The 17,565-nt window shown below is 62.3% G+C and carries 15 protein-coding genes, 1 tRNA gene and 1 pseudogene; 9 read left to right on the forward strand and 8 right to left on the reverse strand.

Features of this window, described 5'->3' with window-relative positions:
* Positions 1-75: 75 nt before the first annotated feature.
* Together NKH43_RS16190 and phnN are read left to right on the forward strand one after the other, a co-directional pair.
* Positions 76-1,215, forward strand: coding sequence for an alpha-D-ribose 1-methylphosphonate 5-triphosphate diphosphatase (locus tag NKH43_RS16190; protein ID WP_352858983.1), 1,140 nt, complete (start codon positions 76-78; stop codon positions 1,213-1,215).
* Positions 1,212-1,841: a phosphonate metabolism protein/1,5-bisphosphokinase (PRPP-forming) PhnN gene (gene phnN / locus NKH43_RS16195; protein ID WP_023718228.1), complete on the forward strand. Its 630-nt coding sequence runs from the start codon at positions 1,212-1,214 to the stop codon at positions 1,839-1,841. Before NKH43_RS16190 ends, phnN begins: the two co-directional genes overlap by 4 nt.
* Before the next feature lie 90 nt (positions 1,842-1,931).
* Here the strand turns inward: phnN and NKH43_RS16200 are convergent.
* The 4 genes and pseudogenes from NKH43_RS16200 to NKH43_RS16215 all read right to left on the reverse strand — a co-directional run bounded on the left by NKH43_RS16200 (position 1,932) and on the right by NKH43_RS16215 (position 6,252).
* Positions 1,932-2,461 (reverse strand): annotated as a pseudogene (locus NKH43_RS16200) (DUF2231 domain-containing protein).
* A 151-nt stretch (positions 2,462-2,612) separates the two neighbouring features.
* Positions 2,613-3,608, reverse strand: a complete 996-nt coding sequence (locus NKH43_RS16205) for an ABC transporter permease (RefSeq protein ID WP_023677502.1) — start codon at positions 3,606-3,608, stop codon at positions 2,613-2,615.
* 23 nt (positions 3,609-3,631) lie between these two features.
* Positions 3,632-5,176, reverse strand: a complete 1,545-nt coding sequence (locus NKH43_RS16210; protein ID WP_023718225.1) for a sugar ABC transporter ATP-binding protein — start codon at positions 5,174-5,176, stop codon at positions 3,632-3,634.
* A 113-nt stretch (positions 5,177-5,289) separates the two neighbouring features.
* Positions 5,290-6,252: a sugar-binding protein gene (locus NKH43_RS16215; RefSeq protein WP_352484310.1), complete on the reverse strand. Its 963-nt coding sequence runs from the start codon at positions 6,250-6,252 to the stop codon at positions 5,290-5,292.
* 456 nt (positions 6,253-6,708) lie between these two features.
* Here NKH43_RS16215 and NKH43_RS16220 point away from each other — a divergent pair, with 456 nt between their 5' ends.
* Together NKH43_RS16220 and NKH43_RS16225 are read left to right on the forward strand one after the other, a co-directional pair.
* Positions 6,709-7,815: a LacI family DNA-binding transcriptional regulator gene (locus NKH43_RS16220; RefSeq protein ID WP_352640269.1), complete on the forward strand. Its 1,107-nt coding sequence runs from the start codon at positions 6,709-6,711 to the stop codon at positions 7,813-7,815.
* A gap of 78 nt (positions 7,816-7,893) precedes the next feature.
* A complete protein-coding gene (locus NKH43_RS16225) occupies positions 7,894-9,036 on the forward strand; it encodes an alpha-hydroxy acid oxidase (RefSeq protein WP_352858984.1) in 1,143 nt (380 codons plus the stop codon).
* Positions 9,037-9,081: 45 nt separating this feature from the next.
* Here the strand turns inward: NKH43_RS16225 and NKH43_RS16230 are convergent, their stop codons facing one another.
* From NKH43_RS16230 to NKH43_RS16245, 4 genes are all read right to left on the reverse strand, one after another.
* Positions 9,082-9,396 (reverse strand): antibiotic biosynthesis monooxygenase, encoded by a 315-nt coding sequence (locus NKH43_RS16230; protein ID WP_023718222.1) that lies wholly within the window; start codon positions 9,394-9,396, stop codon positions 9,082-9,084.
* 928 nt (positions 9,397-10,324) lie between these two features.
* On the reverse strand, positions 10,325-11,227 hold the full coding sequence (locus tag NKH43_RS16235; protein ID WP_352859012.1) for an ankyrin repeat domain-containing protein: 903 nt from the start codon (positions 11,225-11,227) through the stop codon (positions 10,325-10,327).
* A 314-nt stretch (positions 11,228-11,541) separates the two neighbouring features.
* Positions 11,542-11,618, reverse strand: a tRNA-Arg gene (locus NKH43_RS16240).
* Between the two features lie 325 nt (positions 11,619-11,943).
* Positions 11,944-13,431, reverse strand: coding sequence for an ATP-binding protein (locus tag NKH43_RS16245; RefSeq protein WP_352495026.1), 1,488 nt, complete (start codon positions 13,429-13,431; stop codon positions 11,944-11,946).
* A gap of 335 nt (positions 13,432-13,766) precedes the next feature.
* On the opposite strand from NKH43_RS16245, the gene rpmH reads away from it, so the two are divergent.
* The 5 genes from rpmH (at position 13,767) to yihA (ending at position 17,554) form a co-directional block, all read left to right on the forward strand.
* Positions 13,767-13,901, forward strand: a complete 135-nt coding sequence (rpmH, locus tag NKH43_RS16250) for a 50S ribosomal protein L34 (protein ID WP_008833937.1) — start codon at positions 13,767-13,769, stop codon at positions 13,899-13,901.
* 23 nt (positions 13,902-13,924) lie between these two features.
* Entirely contained in the window at positions 13,925-14,278 is a 354-nt protein-coding gene (gene rnpA / locus NKH43_RS16255) for a ribonuclease P protein component (RefSeq protein ID WP_352495027.1), read from the forward strand.
* Between the two features lie 13 nt (positions 14,279-14,291).
* On the forward strand, positions 14,292-16,115 hold the full coding sequence (yidC, locus tag NKH43_RS16260) for a membrane protein insertase YidC (RefSeq protein ID WP_352495028.1): 1,824 nt from the start codon (positions 14,292-14,294) through the stop codon (positions 16,113-16,115).
* 144 nt (positions 16,116-16,259) lie between these two features.
* The gene (locus tag NKH43_RS16265; RefSeq protein ID WP_352490514.1) at positions 16,260-16,898 is read left to right on the forward strand and encodes a CatB-related O-acetyltransferase; all 639 of its coding nucleotides are present in this window, start codon (positions 16,260-16,262) and stop codon (positions 16,896-16,898) included.
* On the forward strand, positions 16,895-17,554 hold the full coding sequence (gene yihA / locus NKH43_RS16270) for a ribosome biogenesis GTP-binding protein YihA/YsxC (protein ID WP_031193748.1): 660 nt from the start codon (positions 16,895-16,897) through the stop codon (positions 17,552-17,554). Before NKH43_RS16265 ends, yihA begins: the two co-directional genes overlap by 4 nt.
* Positions 17,555-17,565: the final 11 nt, after the last annotated feature.

Consider the following 17,565-nt stretch of genomic DNA (forward strand, 5'->3'; position numbering starts at 1 on the left):
CTATTTGCTTTAACCGCATTGTGCGACGCCAATCCATTTTCAGTTGGCTGCAAAATGCTCCGAGGACTGCCTGAAATGACCGCCGAGACCGTTCTTGACAACGCCCGCATCGTGCTTGCCGACCAGATCGTCGAAGGGTCGATCGTGCTGCGCGACGGCGTGATCGCCGACATTGCTCCCGGCGCTGGCCGCAGCGGCAAGGACATGGGCGGCGACTTCATCATCCCTGGGCTGGTCGAGCTCCACACCGACCATCTCGAAGGCCATTACGCGCCACGGCCGAAAGTGCGCTGGAACCCGATCGCCGCGGTGCTCGCCCATGACGCGCAGGTGGCAACCGCCGGCATCACCACCGTGCTCGACGCCTTGCGCGTCGGCATGGACGAGGACGCCGACCTGACAGCGGCCGACATACGCAAGCTGGCCGAGGCGATTGAGGACAGCGTCCAGCAGGACCGGCTCAGGGCCGACCATTTCATCCATCTGCGCTGCGAGGTTTCGGCGCCGGACTGCCTCACAGCCTTCGCCAATTTCGACGGCGACGAGCGGGTCAGGCTGGCGTCGCTGATGGACCACGCGCCGGGACAGCGGCAATTCGTCGATCTCGAAACCTATGCGTATTACTACCAGCGCAAGCTGAAGCTGACCGATCGCGATTTCCAGAAATTCTGCGAAAAGCGGATGGCGGAATCGGCGAAGAACTCGAGCCCGAACCGCAGCTTCATCGCCGCTGCCTGCAAAGAGCGCGGTATCGTGCTCGCCAGCCATGACGACGCAACCGTCAGCCATGTCGATGAAGCGATCGAGCAAGGCGTCCGTGTCGCCGAGTTCCCGACCACCGAGGAGGCGGCTCGGGCTTCGAAAGAGGCAGGGCTCGGCGTTTTGATGGGCGCGCCGAACGTCATGCGCGGCGCTTCGCATTCGGGCAATGTCTCGGCCCGCACACTGGCCGGCGACGGCCTGCTCGATATCCTGTCATCGGACTACATTCCGTTCAGCCTGATCCAGTCGGCCTTTTTCCTCGGCGACGTGGTCGAGGGCATCTCGTTGCCTCAGGCAGTGGCGATGGTGTCGAAGAACCCGGCCGAGGCGGTCGGCCTCACCGATCGCGGTGTCATCGAGCCCGGCCGGCGCGCCGATCTGGTTCGCGTGCGCGTCGACGATCACGTCCCGGTTGTCCGCATGGTGTGGCGGCAGGGACGGCGGGTCGCATGATGGTGTCGGCATCGGTCGAGCGTGAATTGTCCGCCGCGGGATTTCCAATCCGCGACGGCGTCTTCGTCGCCGTCGTCGGACCGAGCGGTGCCGGCAAGGACACGGTGATCGGCTATGCGCGCGCCATGTTTGCCGACGAGAGCCGACTGGAGTTCGTTCGCCGGGTGATCACCCGGCCGAGCGATGCGGCCACCGAGGATCACGATACGCTAGCCGACGCTGCCTTCGTCGAGGCCGAAGCGGATGGCGCCTTCGCGATTTCCTGGGAGGCGCATGGCCTGCGCTATGGCATCCCGGCCGAAGTCGACTGGTCAGTCTCCAACGGCCGTGTCGCGATCGCCAACGTCTCGCGCGCGATCATCCCGACGCTGCGGGACCGCTACGCCAATCTGGCTATCGTCGAGATCACGGCTGCACCGGAGATCCTGGCCGAGCGGCTGGCCTTGCGCGGGCGCGAGTCGCGCGGCGAAGTGCTGGCACGGCTGGCGCGCAGCGCCAATGTGGCGCTGTCCGGACCGGGCGTCACCTCCATCGACAATAGCGGCCCTCGTGAAGCCGCCGGCGAGCGCTTCACCGAGGTGCTGCGCAAGGCCATGGCCTTCTCCGACATGTCGGGCCTCATCTAAGGCGCGCCCATCCGATGCATTCGGGATGGGCGCTACTTGTCTAACCCATATCTTTTTGGAAACCGGTATCCACTGTTCGGGATCATGGCCTCATGCGGCGTGCCGGTCCCGACCAGCGTGATGAGTATCCGTGCTAGTGGTTGTCGAAGGCTTCGCTGGTGCATCCGCCGGTGTATCCAGAACTGCAACGTGATGCCGATAGACCATCTCCCAGCCCTTCCAGCCGGTGAACAGCAGTATGCAGACCACTATGAACGACAACAGCGCGCCCCACGGTCGGACCGCGGCCTCGGCGCCTTGAGCATAGCGAAGGTAGAAATTGATCAGAGCCACAACGACCGCGGTCAAGTTGCCCAGCATGTGGTACCAGGCGTCGGACAAGGCGCGAATGCGCGGCTCGTTGAGGAAGTCGATAAAACCGGCTGTCGCAGCGAGAAGCGCCATTACGATAGCTGCCCCGATCAGCCACATCGATGCCCGTGCCCAGAAGGCGTCGGCAGTCCCCAGAAAACCAGGTCGGTGACAAAGGCACCGACAAGAAACGCGACAGGAAAAGGTATCAGCATCGGGTGGAGGGGGTGAGTTCCTACCTTTGCGGTACTTACTGGATTCATGGGCATGGGACGCCTCCGCGTAGCAAAGCTTAAATAAACGCTCAGATACGGGTTTCGTTCCAAATAGAGATTAACCTGAACTGCTGTCGCGAAGCTCAGGCTGACCTTTTCATGCCTGCCAATGGCAGTCGGCGTATTTCATCCAGCTATTTTTGCGTCATTCCGCGGCAGCACCCGCCACGCCCTTGCGGGTGGCTTCCAGCATCCGCCGCCGCGCCCTGAACACGCCCCATTGCTGGTCGACCAGAACGCCGATGAGGATCACCCCGCCCATCACGGCGAAGTTGAGCGAGGACGGGATACCGAGCAGGTTGACGAGGTTCTGCAGCTCCTGCAGCAGCACCGTGCCGAGCAGGACGCCGATCAGCGAGCCTTCGCCGCCGCGCAGCGAGAAGCCGCCGAGCACCGCTGCCGCGATGGCGTAGAGCTCGTAGAACTGGCCGTGGCTCGCCGGCGAGATCGAGCGTGTGTACATGGCGAAATAGATAGCCGACAGCGCCGTCAGCACGCCGCAGATGACATAGGCGGCCATGACGATGCGGCCGGTGCGGATGCCTGAATATTTCGCCGCTTCCTCGTTCTTGCCGATGGCGTAGAGATATCGCCCGAACACCGAACGGTGCAGCACCACCCACATGACGACGGCGATGACGATCAGCGCGATGAAACTGTTCGGCACGCCCCAGGACCGCCCCGCCGTCAGGAACTCGAGTTCCGGGAAGTTCTGTCCGAAGGCAAAGCCGGCGGTGCCGTCGGCGGTATAGAAGCGCGCCACGCCGCGATAGATCAGCAGGCCGCACAAGGTCACCACGAAAGGCTGCAATTTGAGCCGGGTGATCAGCCAGCCATGCGCCAGCCCGATGATGCCGCCGAGCACCAGGATCAGCGGCAGGGCGACCGGCCAGGCCATGCCGCGCGTGGCGATGAAGTCGATGAACAGCACGCCGAGCAGCGCAACCACCGAGCCGACCGACAATTCGATGCCGCCGGTGATGATGACGAAAGCCTGGCCGATCGACAGGATGCCGAACAACCCGATCAGGTTCGAGGTGTTGGCGAGATTGATCGGCAGCAGGAAGCGCGGGTTGATGATCGCTACCACCGCGCCGACCACCAGGATCAGGATCAGCAGGCCGAGATCTTTCTTGCTCATCGTCGTCTCCCAATGCCGGCGAACTATTTCGGCTGCTTGCCGACCGCCAGCAGCAGCACGTTTTCCTGGCTGAACCGTTCCTTGTCGAGAATGCCGGAGATCTGGCCTTCATGCATGACGGCGATGCGGTCGGAAACACCGATCACCTCCTCCATGTCGCTGGAGATCATCAGCACGGCGACGCCGGCATCGGCCAGCGCCCGCATCAGCCCGTAGATCTCGGCCTTGGCGCCAATGTCGATGCCGCGTGTCGGCTCGTCGAGGATCATCACCTTCGGCTTCATCGCCAGCCATTTGGCCAGCACGACCTTTTGCTGGTTGCCGCCCGACAGCGTGCCGGTACGCGTCTGCACGGAGGGCGCCCTGATGCCCAGATCGGTCTTCTGTTTCTCGGCGGTGGCGGCCTCGGCGCTGGCCGAGACCAGCGAGCGCCGCGAATGCGCCGGCAGATTGGGCAGCGAGATGTTCTGGGCAATCGACAGATCGAGCAGGATGCCGGTCAGCTTGCGGTCTTCCGGGACGAGGAAAATACCGTTGGCCACTGCGTCCGCGGCCGAACCAAGAACCAGATCTTTTCCGTCAAGTTGGAACGAGCCGCCAAAGCTCTTGTCGATGCCGAACAGCACGCGCGCCAGCTCCGTCCGACCGGAGCCGACGAGACCGGCAAGGCCGAGGATCTCGCCATGCCTGACGTCGAGGTCGACGGGCCGGTCGGGATAGGCGGCGGTGCGAATGGCCTTGACCGACAGCGCGACAGAGCCCGGCGGGCGCGCCGATTCTGCGGCCTTCTCCCTCTCCTTGAGCATGCGGCCGATCATCAGCTTGACCATCTGGTCGTGATTGATGGCGCTCTTCGGCAAAGTTCCGGCGAGCATGCCGTCCCTGAGCACGACGACGCGGTCGGCGACGCGCTCGACCTCGTGCAGGCGGTGTGAGATGAAAATGACGCTGATGCCGTCTGCCTTCAGCGCCTTGATGACACCAAGCAGCTTGTCGGTTTCGGCGATCGGCAGGCTCGAGGTCGGCTCGTCGAGGATAACCAGCCTTGCCTTGATCGACAGCGCCTTGGCGATCTCGACCATTTGCTGCTGGGCCAGCGACAGCGCCGATACCGGCGTATCGGCCGAGAAATTGGCGCCCACGCGTTTGAGCAGCGGCGCCGCCAGCGCTCGCAGCCTGGCGCGGTCGACCAGCTTGAGCGGGCCGGCGCGCAGCGGTTCGCGGCCGAAGAAGATATTGGCGGCAACGTCGAGGTTTTCGAACAGGTTGAGTTCCTGGTGGACGAAGGCGATGCCCGAACCGATGCTGGCCTCGACAGTCAGCCCGTCATGGGCGGCGCCATCGACAATGATGGTGCCGGTGTCCGGCCTGGTGACGCCGCCGAGGATCTTCATCAGCGTCGATTTGCCGGCGCCGTTTTCGCCGACCAGGCCGATGACCTCGCCGGGCCTGACCTCGATCGAGAACCCGTCCAGCGCGACAACGCCGGGATAGGTCTTGCGCACACCGTTGAGGCTCAGGAACGGAGCGTCCGTGGATGCAACGATGGATGGGTCGGAATAATTCATCACGCCTGACAGCAGCCGGTGAGCCGTTTTGGACTCAGACTGACGGGCCTCGCGAGGCCCGTCAATAGAACGCCGGCTCAAGGCGAACCTTGAGCCGGCGCAACCTAGTTTGCTCAGTTTCCAGACATCGCCTTGAGGCTGGCGGCGTAGGCGTCGACATCGTCCTTGCCGATGATCTTGGTCGGGATGATGATCAGTCCATCGGCGGGAACGCCCGACTTGTTGCCTTCGAGATAGGCGGCCATCAGCTTCATGCCCTGATAGGCCCATTCGAAGGGCTGCTGCACGACGGTGGCGGCGACGGTGCCTTCCTTGACGCCGCCCAGCGTGATCGGATCGTCGTCGAAGCCAACGACGGTGATCTGGCCGAGCTTGCCGGCATCGCGCAGCGCCTCATAGATACGCGGCGTGTTGTAGGAATAGAAGCCGACCATGCAGGTGACGTCGGGGCTGGCGACCAGCGCGTCCTCGACGTTCTTCTTAGCGCGGGCCTGGTCGATATCGTCGCCACGCACGTCGACCAGTTCGATCTTGGTGCCGGCGAGGCCGTCCTTCATGCCCTGGATGCGTTCCTTGGCATTGTCGGCGCCGAGCAGGCCGACGAAGCCGAGGCATTTGCCGCCATCTGGCATCGCCTTCTTGGCAATCTCTGCCGCCTGCTTGCCGGCATCGACATTGGACGAGCCGATATAGGCGACACGCTTGGTCTGCGGTGCATCGCTGTCGGTGGTGAACAACGCCGTTTCCGAGGCGATCTTGTTCAGCCCGTCGGTCGACGTCTTGGGGTCGACGGCCGAGACCATGATCGCCTTAACACCGGCCGTCACCAGATCGTCCATCAGGCGCTGCTGGATGGCGACCGAGGACTGCTCCGGATATTTGAGTTCTAGATTGTAATTGGGCAATTCGCCTTGAGCCTTCTTGACCCCGGCTTCGGCAGCCTTCCAGAAATCGGAAGCGCCGTTGACGACGAAGGCCAGTGTCGGCTTGTCGTCGGCACGCGCAATTGCGCTGACGGACAGGCCGAGCAGCAGGGCCGCAGCGGCGACGGACGCATTTCGTATCGCAGATTTCATATTCAACCTCCCATTTGACTCAGTAATTTTCGCTGATGATGAACGTGCCGGCGCGGCTTGGACGCCCTCCTCCTCAGGGTTCCGGCAGCGAAGAACGACGCCATTCCAGCCGCGATCGTCGACTTTAGAGACTCATTCGTCGTTCGTAAATAGTCCGATTTGTCTGACATTTCCTCGAAACGGCAGGCGAGCTTCGGTTGACGGGAACTGTCCGCCACCAGGCTGGCTTACGTTCCGAACATGCGCGGGTCCGATGTTCGTCCGAGCATGATGGATTGACGTTATAGGGCCGCCGGATATTAGTAAAGAGTATTAGTTTAATCGGGATTCTCACAAGAAAGGAGAAGCCTCCCAATGCGATGTCACGTCGGATTCGCGACTAAATCACTTAAGAGGGCACTTATATCTATTAGCATCGCTTTACCTTATAAATGCGAGATTTGAGGGACGAATGACATGAACGAACCACTGCGCGATCCCGTCCTTGAGGGTACCAGGCGGCGCAAGCCGTCCGGGAAAAACCCCAGAGGCCGCGTTACCATGACCGACATCGCCAGGGCCGCCGGTTGTTCGCAGGCGACGGTTTCGTTCGTCCTCAACAACACGCCGGGCATCAGGCTATCGCAGCAAACTCGTGAGCGGGTGATAGAGGCGGCGCGGGCCCTCAGTTATGCGCCGCCGGTGTTTTCCGCCCTGCGAGCCCCGGTTGCCGCTTTTGACGGGCTGGATGGCGTGATCGGCTTCGCCGTCGACCAATTGGCGACCAGCCCGGAGGCGGTCGTCGCCATTGAAGGGGCGCGGCAAGCCTCGTGGAACGCTGGCAATGTACTTTTGGTGGCGCAGACCATGGGCGACGAGGTGATGGAGCCCCGGGCCATCGCGGCGCTGACCAAGCAGGGCATTTCGGCGCTGATCTACATGACCATCTTCACCCGCGAGATCGTCGCGCCGGAGTATCTCTACGGCCTCGACATTCCGGTCATCCTGCTCAACTGCTACACCGCCGACTATGCCTTCCCCGCCGTGGTGCCGAGCGAGATCGCCGGCGGCCAGAGCTCGACCCGGCACCTGATCAGCCATGGCCATCGCCGTATCGCCACCATCACCGGCGAGCCATGGATGCAGGCGGCGCAGGACCGGCTGAAGGGCTACCGCCGGGCGCTGGCGACAGCCGACATCCCGTTCGACCCGGCCTTGGTCGTCGAAGGCGATTGGTCGGCGAGCGCCGGCTATGCCGCGACCATCAAGCTACTGGCGCTGAAAGACCGGCCGACCGCCATCTTCTGCCAGAACGACCGCACCGCGATCGGCTGCTACGAGGCGCTGAAGGAGGCCCGCCTGCACATCCCCCAGGATATTTCGGTGGTCGGCTATGACGACGAGGAGATCGCGCGCCATCTGTTCCCCCCGCTGACGACGTCGATCCTGCCGCATATGGCGATGGGGCAATGGGCGATCGAGCAGCTGGAAGTCCCCGCCCCTCCCGGTCGTGGCCGCCATCCCATCACCAAGCTCGAATGCCCGCTGGTGGAGCGGGAGTCGGTTGGCGCGGTGGCGGGCTGACGCGAGGCGGCGGAATAGTGGGCGATCGACAATTGCATAGGCTTGACATCGCGCCCCGCATAGATCCGATTGAGCCCTATGAGGTTGCAAAGCTGCTATAATTTTCAGGACTTTCGCAGGCTGGCCAGACAGCGCCTGCCAGGACCGATCTTCGACTATATCGATGGCGGCGCGGACGACGAGACGACGCTGCGGCGCAACACGGCTGCGTTCGAGGACTGCGACCTCGTCCCAAACGTGCTTGCCGGTGTCGGGCAGATCGACATGTCGGTCACCGTCATGGGCCAGAAACTGGCGATGCCGGTCTATTGCTCGCCGACGGCTCTCCAGCGGCTGTTTCACCATAGCGGCGAGCGCGCCGTCGCCGCGGCGGCGGAGAAGTTCGGGACGTTGTTTGGCGTCTCGTCGCTTGGGACGGTCAGCCTGGAGGAAGTCCGCAAGCACCGGACGCCGCAGGTTTATCAGTTCTATTTCCATAAGGATCGCGGCCTGAACCGCGCCATGATGGAGCGCGCCAAGGCGTCCGGCGTCGAGGTGATGATGCTGACCGTCGACAGCGTCACCGGCGGAAACCGCGAGCGTGACCTGCGGACCGGCTTTTCCATCCCCTTTCGGCTTACGCTCGGCGGCATGATGCAGTTCGCGATCAAGCCGAGATGGGCCATCGACTATTTGACGCACGACAAGTTCAGCCTGCCGCAATTGGACGGCCATATCGATCTCGGCGGCGGAGCGCTTTCCATCAGCCGCTATTTCACGGAGATCCTCGATCCATCGCTGGATTGGAAGGACGTCGAAGACATGGTCCGCTTCTGGAACGGCCAGTTCTGCCTGAAGGGGATCATGAGCGTTGCCGATGCCAGCAAGGCGGTCGACATCGGCTGCACCGGCATCGTTCTGTCAAATCATGGCGGCAGGCAGCTGGACGGCTCGCGCAGCCCGTTCGACCAGCTGTCGGAGATCGTCGACGCGGTGGGCGACAAGGTAGACGTGATCATCGACAGCGGCGTCCAGCGCGGCACGCATGTGCTGAAAGCCCTGTCGTTGGGTGCCAAGGCCGTCGGCGTCGGGCGGTATTATCTGTTCCCGCTGGCAGCCGCCGGACAGGCCGGCGTCGAACGGGCGCTCGGCCTGATGCGAACCGAAATCGAACGCGGCATGCGGCTGATGGGATGCAGGTCGGTGGCCGAGCTTTCCAGGGGGAATGTGCGGTTTAGGTGAGTGGCGGGAGATGCGCACGGCATAAGCTTTGTCGAAATGCGAACACTACACCGACCTGCCGCCGCTCCTGCCGTCCGTTTCGAAGACGGCCTCGCCGGAAACAGCATCCGTATATCCGCCTTCAAGCTGCTGCAACGTATGCCGGAACCGATCAAGATTGCCTAGCATTTTGGGCCGAGCATCGACCATGTGCTGGAAAGTGTCCCACTCTCCAATCGAAAAGAAGGCGCCATCTCCGGATTTGATGAGAGCCATTTTTCGCAATCCCTCGAAATTGCGCGGAGCGCTGCTGAACAGTTCGACGAATTCGTCTTCACTTCCCGGCTTGACCTGGAAGCGGACGCTGTTGAATGCCATCATGTATGTTCCCCCGTGAAAGACCTGAAGAACCTCGAATGCGCGAAAGCCCTAAGGCACCTCAAACCCTCAAACGAGCGTATCGGAAAATCGGAAGGTTGGCTTCAGCCATCTCACGCCGAACGCCTGTTCCTGGCGATGTTTGTTAGGAAGAGGACGACACTCGATCTCAATCGCGCGCCCTGCTGGCCAGCAATGAAACGCGCTGTTAACGCCGTTCGCGGGTGACAGGATGTTGGCCGCAGGTCAAACGTGTAGTCTGCATCTGGCTGTCAGTTGCGGAGGCGGAAATGAATTTGCTTCGGATTGCGCTCTTGTGCACGGCCATGATCGACCTTGGAATGCCTACCGTTCGCGCTGAGGATCGGCCTGTGCCGCCGAACAACAAAGCCGCAACAGTGCAGCCGCCCGTTCATTGTGAAGGCCAAAACTGTCTCCCGCCGGCGAAAGATCCCGTGCAGGAATGCACCGGCCAGGATTGCACGCCAGCGCCGCCGACTGAACCGGGTCCGGAGATCAAGCAGGCCGACTGAGTCGGCATCAGCAGACCATCCCCTCTTTTGGCAGGGATGGCGCTCAGCCCTCGCGACCCTCCGACCACCGGCGCCGGTCACGGTCATAGTCGGGCGGCTATGAGCTCACCGCGCCCGAGAGGCCCCATGACGCGGGCCGTGCATTGGATTGATGGCGCGCCCGAAGAGGATGAAACTGGGAACTCGTATGTTATTGCTGCGCCTATCGATTTCTCAGATCACCGCTCGGAGCCGAAGGTCCGCCTTGCGCGCCATAAACTGTCCCTTGCCACCCCTGAACAGCCAAAATCGGATCCAACCGGTCATTCGTCAAGGGGAAGCGAAGTGACCTCCATGCAGAATTCGAGCGCTCATCGGCGTTGGGCGCAATCCGGCCGCGGCCCTCCTGGGGCTAACGTTCAGGGCAGCGGGATCGGCTTGTCGCTGAGTGTGCGCAAGTACGCGATCAGGTCGACCCGTTCGGTCTCGTCCGGGACACCAGGCGTCTCCATGTAAACGCCCGGCGTGGTGAGCATGGGTCCGAAGAGATATCTGTTCAGATCCTCGTACGTCCATACACCCTCCCAGTCGAGCAAAGCGTCGGAGTAACGCATTTTTGCCACAGACGCCTTGTCGCGACCGACGACGCTCCACAAGTTGGGTCCCGTCTTGGTCGCTCCCTGTGGCTCGGCATTGTGGCAACCGGCACACAGGCGGGTGAAGTAGGTTCGGCCTTTCTCGACATCGGCAGTAGCCAACTTCATCGAGATCGGAGCTGGTGTTGGCAAGACGACGCCGTGCGACATGAGATAGTCAGCGACTTCGCGTTGCCTCTTGAATTTTGCCAGATGGAGCGGCGTCTTGCCGTCCTTTGTCTTCGCATTCACGTCCGCGCCGGCCTCGACGAGTGCCTTCACGCAGTCGAAACAACCGAGATTCACCGCGATGTGGATAGCGTTTTCGCGGCTGCGCTTCGAATTTGGATTTGCGCCCCCATCCAGCAACAGATTGATCAGGTCGATCCTGCGTTTTGCCAAAGCCGGCATGAGCGCAGGCCCCAAAAGCGGCGTCGGGGCGGCGTTAACGTCGGCACCGCGTTCCATGAGCAGTTTTGGCGCCGCAAAATGCCCGCCCCTAACCGCAAGATAGAGTGGTGTCGCGCCCCCGTCGCTCTCATCGACGCCGGCACCAGCGTCGAGCGCTGCCGTGATCCCGGCGACATCGCCCTTCATGGCGGCGTCGTGGATGGAGGCGGCATGCGATACAATCGGAATGTGTAGAAGCACCAACAGAATGAAAGGCAAGAACCCGCGCATTAGCATCTCCCAAGGCAAGCCTGAGGACCCGGCACGATTTCAAGAAGGGCGAGGTTAGTACGAATGCTCGATAGCGGCAACGCACGTGTGATCGAGTTCGCCGCCGCCGTGGCGGGCGGCGGCAGCGCATGCAGTCGCCTGCATGCAAGGCGGTCCTAAACATCAGCCGACCAGCCGTGGCTCATCCCCCAAGGAGAAGTCGTTTCTCAGCGCCGGGAATCCCGCAGATTTGCCGGTAACTGCTAAAGCGCCACCACGATGGCAATGATGAGCGGCTAAGCGGTCCATCGATGCCGGTGGATTGGGATGTACATTACAAATGGCGCGCCCGAAGAGATTCGAACTCCTGACCCCCAGATTCGTAGTCTGGTGCTCTATCCAGCTGAGCTACGGGCGCGCAACAGGCCATGCTTTGCATAGCCCCGCGATCCGATCCTGGCGACCGGCCGCGAATGTGAGCTGTTCCCTAGCGACTGAATTTGCGAAAAGCAAGCCGATCCTGGCCAAAAGTTTTGCCGTCACGTTTTGCCGTCATGCGCCGGCCGGCGAAGGTAAGATCGCGTCACGCGGCGGCCGAGCCGATAGGTCGTCGTCTTGGATCGGTCATTTGCCAATCGGAACGGTCCGTAACGAAACAAGCCGTTGCACGGCGGCCGAGCCGATGACTCTTAGTCCCGGACCAACCATTTGCGAATTGAAACGGTCCGTAACGAAACGGTTCGTTACGCCGGGCGGCGCAGGCCGTTGCGGGCTTGGTCGAGCCGGACCGGCTGGTCGGGAATGGTGACGGCGAATGTGGTGCGGCCGCCGATGCTTTCGACCAGCTCCACCGTGCCGCCATGGGCGCGGATCAATTCATGGGCGATCGCCAGGCCAAGGCCGGTGCCGCCGCTGCGGGCCGAGCCGCGAAACGCCGCGAACAGGTTTTCGCGCGCCTTCGGCGGCAGGCCGGGGCCGGTGTCGGTGACGACGATGCGGCTGACGCTGCCGATGCGCTCGGCCGATATGGTCAGGCGGCGCACTACGGCGCTCTCGGTGTCCGCCGCCATCGCCTGCACGGCGTTGCGGCTAAGATTGGTGAGCACGCGGAACAGCTGATCGGAATCGGCGTCGACCTCGAGCACCGGATCGACGGCGTTGACGAATTCGATGCCGCATTCGATGTCGAGCAGGCCCTGGACGTCCTCGACCAACTGGCGCAGCCGCAGCCTGCGACGCGACGGCGGCGGCTCCTGGGTGCGGCCATAGGACAGCACGCCTTCCGAATAGGACACGGCGCGATCGAGCGCGCGCAGCAGTTTTGGCGCGAAGGCCTGAACAGTCGGGTCCTTTACCTGGCGCAGGCGGTCCGACATCAGCTGCGCCGAGGCAAGGATGTTGCGCATGTCGTGGTTGATCTTCGACACGGCCAGGCCGAGATCGGCCAGGTGCTTCTGCTCGGTCAGCATCTTTTGCAGCCGCTCCTGCATCTGCGACAGCTCGCGTTCGGCGACGCCGATCTCGTCGGCCCGGGCGGCGGGGTGAATGATGCGACCGGGATCGTCGGGCGCCTCGGAAAAGGACAGCATCGAGCGCGTCATCGTCCTGATCGGGCCGATCATGATCAGGTCTATCGCGGCGTAGACCAGCATGGCGGTGAACAGCGAAATCAGCAGCGAGACGAAGGCGACGTTGCGCGAATAGATCAGCATGGCATTGCGCAGGCGGTGGTCGGGCATGATCAGCTCGAACTCCTTGTCGCTGTCGCCGACCGGTCCGAAAACGCGCAGCATCCTCTTGCCGCCGAAAAACAGCGTGTCCAGCGCGCCGGTCATGCCCTTGATCATGCCGACATTGGCGATATCGATATGCTCGTCCACCTGCGGCGGCATTTCGGCCACGACCAGCAGCCGCGAGACGCCGCCGTCGCGCACGGCGATCGCCTTGGCGCCGATCGCCATCAGTACGTCGTTCTGGGCGGCACGCGACAGCGAGGCAGGTTCGCCCTGCACCAGGACGATGGAAACCGCGGCGGCGGTGCTCAGCCTCTCCTTCAGCCAGCTCAGCCTGTAGCTGGCGATCCAGGGCACGAAGATGAGGATTTCGGCCAAGAGCACGAAGACGATGGTGAGCAGCAGCAGCTTCGTCGACAGGCCGCGCGCCAGCGGCACCCTGCGGGTGGCCGCCTTCGCCCGGGCGATGCTTTCGTCGGTTGGTGGGACTTCACTCATGCTCGTCGTCACGGCTGCCTGTCATCACGGCTGCTTGTCTTAAGGACTGCTCGTCTTCACGATCGCTTGATCGGGCAAGATTAGGCGATTGCGGCTTTTTTGCCAAATTCATCCTTGATCGAAGCCGGACAAAGGGCCGCAAGGACTTCCCTGCCAGTCCGACAACGCCGGCCCGACAGGCTGGATTGACTTCCAAAACCCTTCTTTCTATAAGCCCGCTCACGCTCGGGCCATTCGTCCCGGCGCGGTTTCGATCGCGCCAAAACCGGCCCGGCAAAGCTCCTGTTACAAAGTGACAGAATCAAGAAGGGCCGCACCCCGCGGTATTTAAACAAATGAAGCGTACTTACCAGCCGTCCAAACTCGTCCGCAAACGCAGGCACGGTTTCCGCGCCCGCATGGCAACCAAAGGTGGCCGCGGCGTCGTCGCAGCCCGCCGCAACCGCGGCCGCAAGCGTCTCAGCGCCTGAGCACCAAGCGAGAGACAAGATCGTTGCCCGCAACCGGCAAGCCAACGGGTGCCCATCCCAAGCGGCTTCTGAAGCGCGCGGAATTCCTGGCCGTCCGCCGTGGCGAAAAGCGCCGCGGGCGGCTTGTCCTCGTCGAGGTTCTGGATCGCGGCGACGGCGAGGCGCCGCGCGTCGGTTATACGGTCACCAAGAAGGTCGGCAATGCCGTCGTTCGCAACCGCATCCGGCGGCGGCTGAGAGAGGCCGTGCGCACGCATGCCGCGGATGACATGGCGCCCGGCAATGATTATGTCATCGTCGGGCGCGAAGACGTGCTTACCACTCCGTTTGGCCAGTTGAAGGCCGAACTCTCCCGCAGATTGCGTGGAACACGATAGGCCAAGGGCTTCGATGGAAAACAACCGCAACTTCTTTATCACCATCGCACTGTCGGTGCTGATCCTGGCGCTTTGGCAATATTTCTATGTGATGCCGCGCAGCGAGATGCAGCGTGAGGCCGCCCGCATCGAAGAACAGCGCGTGGCGGAGCAGAAGAAGGCCGCCCAAGGCACCAGTCCGGGCGCCAGCGAAACACCGGTGCAGCCGGGCGCCATTCCGAGCGCGCCTGGCGGCGACGCGGTGACGCCGGCCGGCCGCGACCAGGCGATTGCCTCGACCAGCCGCGTCAAGATCGACACGCCGAGCCTCGAAGGTTCGATCAACCTCACCGGTGCGCGCCTCGATGACCTCCGGCTCAAGCATTACAGGGAGACGGTGGACAAGACCTCGCCCGAGATCGCGTTGCTCAACCCGGCGTCCCTGCCGAACGGCTATTTCGCCGAGATCGGCTTTTCTGGCGCGCCGGATGTGGGCACGCTGCCCGGCCCCGACACGGTCTGGCAGACCGACGGCAAGGCGACGCTCACACCGGCGACGCCGGTCACGCTGACCTTTACCAACGACAAGGGCCTGACCTTCAAGCGCACCTTCTCCGTCGACGCCCAATATATGTTCACCGTATCCGACACGGTTCAGAACGGCGGCTCGGCGCCGGCGACGTTGTCGAACTATGGCCGCGTTACGCGTTTCGACAAGCCGGCCATCGCCAGCACCTATGTGCTGCACGAGGGCCTGATCGGCGTTACCGGAAGCGAGGGCCTGCAGGAATACAAATACTCCAGCGTCGAATCGGAAAAGGAATACAAGCCAGGCAAGTCGACCGACGGCTGGCTGGGCATCACCGATAAGTATTGGGCGGTGACCCTGGTGCCGCCTAGCGGCCGCGAATTTCAGCCCAAATTCTCTTATTTCGAGTTCAAAAGCGGGCCCCATCCGCACAGCTACCAGTCCGATTTCCTGTCCGATCCCGTCACGGTCGCTCCCGGGCAATCGACGACCGTGGAGTCGGAGATATTCGCCGGCGCCAAGGAAGTTTCGACGATCAACGCTTATGAAAAGGACCGTCATATTCGCCAGTTCGACCTGCTGATCGACTGGGGCTGGTTCTATTTCATCACCAAGCCGATGTTCTGGCTGATCGACACGCTTTACAAATTCTTCGGCAATTTCGGCCTGGCGATCCTCGCCACCACCGTCATCGTCAAAGCGCTGTTCTTCCCGCTCGCCAACAAGTCCTATGCGTCGATGGCGAACATGAAGAAGGTGCAGCCCAAGATGCTCGAGATCCGCGAGAAATACGCGGACGACAAGATGAAGCAGCAGCAGGCGATGATGGAGCTGTACAAGACCGAGAAGATCAATCCGCTCGCCGGTTGCTGGCCGGTGGCGTTGCAGATCCCGGTGTTCTTCTCGCTCTACAAGGTGCTCTACATCACCATCGAGATGCGGCACGCGCCGTTCTTCGGCTGGATCCAGGATCTGGCGGCGCCGGATCCGACATCGATCTTCAACCTGTTCGGGCTGATCCCGATCACCTTGCCGCACATGCTGATGATCGGCGTCTGGCCTCTGATCATGGGCGTGACGATGTTCCTGCAGATGCGCATGAACCCGACGCCGCCGGACCCGACGCAGGCGGCAATCTTCACCTGGATGCCTGTGATCTTCACCTTCATGATGGCGGGTTTTCCGGCCGGCCTCGTCATCTACTGGGCCTGGAACAACACGTTGTCGATCCTGCAGCAGGGCGTGATCATGAAGCGGCAGGGCGCCAAGATCGAATTGTGGGACAATCTGGTCGCGCTGTTCCGCAAGAAACCGTCGCCGGCGGAATAGCCGGCGCTCCGATAATGCGAAACCAGAAAGCCCCGGTTCGTCCGGGGCTTTTTGCACAAGCTGCCGGCCTGGATTAAGCGATTGGTACTGCGGGACGGATCGCGCTATTTTGACCTGCCTGGCAGGTGCTCGACGGAGCTCGATATGACCGGACCCAATCCATCGATCAAGCATCCGATCCCGTTGCACACGCGCGTCGGCTTTCTGAAACCGCTGGTGACGGCGCCGAATATCGAGATCGGCGACTTCACCTATTATGACGATCCGGACGGACCCGACAAATTCGCCGAAAAATGCGTGCTGCATCATTATCCGTTCATCGGCGACAGGCTGGTCATCGGCAAGTTCTGCGCCATCGCCGAGGGCGCACGCTTCATCATGAACGGCGCCAATCACGCCATGTCCGGCTTTTCGACCTATCCGTTCAACATCTTTGGCCACGGCTGGGAGGAAGGCTTCGACCCGGCGACATGGTCGAAGGAGGTGCGCGGCGACACAATCGTCGGCAACGACGTCTGGATCGGCATGGAAGCGGTGATGCTGCCGGGCGTGAAGATCGGCGACGGCGCCATTGTCGCGGCAAAGTCAGTGGTGACGCACGATGTGCCCGCCTATGCGATCGTCGCCGGAAATCCGGCCAAGGTGGTGAAGATGCGCTTCGACGAAAGGACCATCCGGCGGCTGCTGGCGCTGGCGTGGTGGCACTGGCCGGTGGAAAAGATCAGCCGCAATCTCGATGCCATTCGTGGCAGCAACATTTTTCTTCTGGAGGCAGCGGTTTGAACGCGTTGAACAAGACCACGATCGGCATCGAATTGTTCACGCGAGCCTGGATCTTCATCCGCGGCGTGCCGGCGATGAAATTCCTGCCACCGGAGGGTCCACCCGAGATCGCCTTTGCCGGCCGCTCCAATGTCGGCAAATCGTCGCTGATCAACGCGCTGGTCAACCAGAAGGGGCTGGCGCGCACCTCCAACACGCCGGGCCGGACGCAAGAGCTCAACTATTTCGTGCCGGGCGGATTTTCGGGAGAAGGCGCCGATCTGCCGCCGATGGCACTGGTCGATATGCCGGGCTATGGCTACGCCACGGCGCCGAAGGAAAAGGTCGACGAGTGGACGAAGCTCGTGTTCGACTACCTGAAGGGCCGGGTGACGCTGAAGCGCGTCTACGTGCTGATCGACGCCCGCCATGGCATCAAGGCCAAGGACGACGAGGTGCTGTCGCTGCTCGACAAGGCGGCGGTGTCGTATCAGATCGTGCTGACCAAGACCGACAAGATCAAGGCGGCGGGGGTACCACGGCTGATCGAGGAAACGCTGCAGAAGATCAAGAAACGCCCGGCGGCCTTTCCCTTCGTGCTCGCCACGTCGTCGGAAAAGAGCGAAGGCCTCGAAGAATTGCGTGCGGCGATCGTGCTCGCCGCCAACGGCGGATAGGCAACGGAATC

Source organism: Mesorhizobium sp. M1163 (assembly GCF_040318415.1).
GTDB lineage: Bacteria > Pseudomonadota > Alphaproteobacteria > Rhizobiales > Rhizobiaceae > Mesorhizobium.

Excerpts from the sequence above, each read along its gene's own strand:
- NKH43_RS16210 (WP_023718225.1), bottom strand. The coding sequence starts at position 5,176 with ATGAATTATTCCGACCCATCCATCGTTGCATCCACGGACGCTCCGTTC.
- NKH43_RS16205 (WP_023677502.1), bottom strand. The coding sequence starts at position 3,608 with ATGAGCAAGAAAGATCTCGGCCTGCTGATCCTGATCCTGGTGGTCGGC.
- NKH43_RS16225 (WP_352858984.1), top strand. The coding sequence starts at position 7,894 with ATGAGGTTGCAAAGCTGCTATAATTTTCAGGACTTTCGCAGGCTGGCC.
- NKH43_RS16215 (WP_352484310.1), bottom strand. The coding sequence starts at position 6,252 with ATGAAATCTGCGATACGAAATGCGTCCGTCGCCGCTGCGGCCCTGCTG.
- NKH43_RS16230 (WP_023718222.1), bottom strand. The coding sequence starts at position 9,396 with ATGATGGCATTCAACAGCGTCCGCTTCCAGGTCAAGCCGGGAAGTGAA.
- NKH43_RS16265 (WP_352490514.1), top strand. The coding sequence starts at position 16,260 with ATGACCGGACCCAATCCATCGATCAAGCATCCGATCCCGTTGCACACG.
- NKH43_RS16245 (WP_352495026.1), bottom strand. The coding sequence starts at position 13,431 with ATGAGTGAAGTCCCACCAACCGACGAAAGCATCGCCCGGGCGAAGGCG.
- yidC (WP_352495028.1), top strand. The coding sequence starts at position 14,292 with ATGGAAAACAACCGCAACTTCTTTATCACCATCGCACTGTCGGTGCTG.
- NKH43_RS16235 (WP_352859012.1), bottom strand. The coding sequence starts at position 11,227 with ATGCTAATGCGCGGGTTCTTGCCTTTCATTCTGTTGGTGCTTCTACAC.
- NKH43_RS16220 (WP_352640269.1), top strand. The coding sequence starts at position 6,709 with ATGAACGAACCACTGCGCGATCCCGTCCTTGAGGGTACCAGGCGGCGC.
- NKH43_RS16190 (WP_352858983.1), top strand. The coding sequence starts at position 76 with ATGACCGCCGAGACCGTTCTTGACAACGCCCGCATCGTGCTTGCCGAC.
- rpmH (WP_008833937.1), top strand. The coding sequence starts at position 13,767 with ATGAAGCGTACTTACCAGCCGTCCAAACTCGTCCGCAAACGCAGGCAC.
- phnN (WP_023718228.1), top strand. The coding sequence starts at position 1,212 with ATGATGGTGTCGGCATCGGTCGAGCGTGAATTGTCCGCCGCGGGATTT.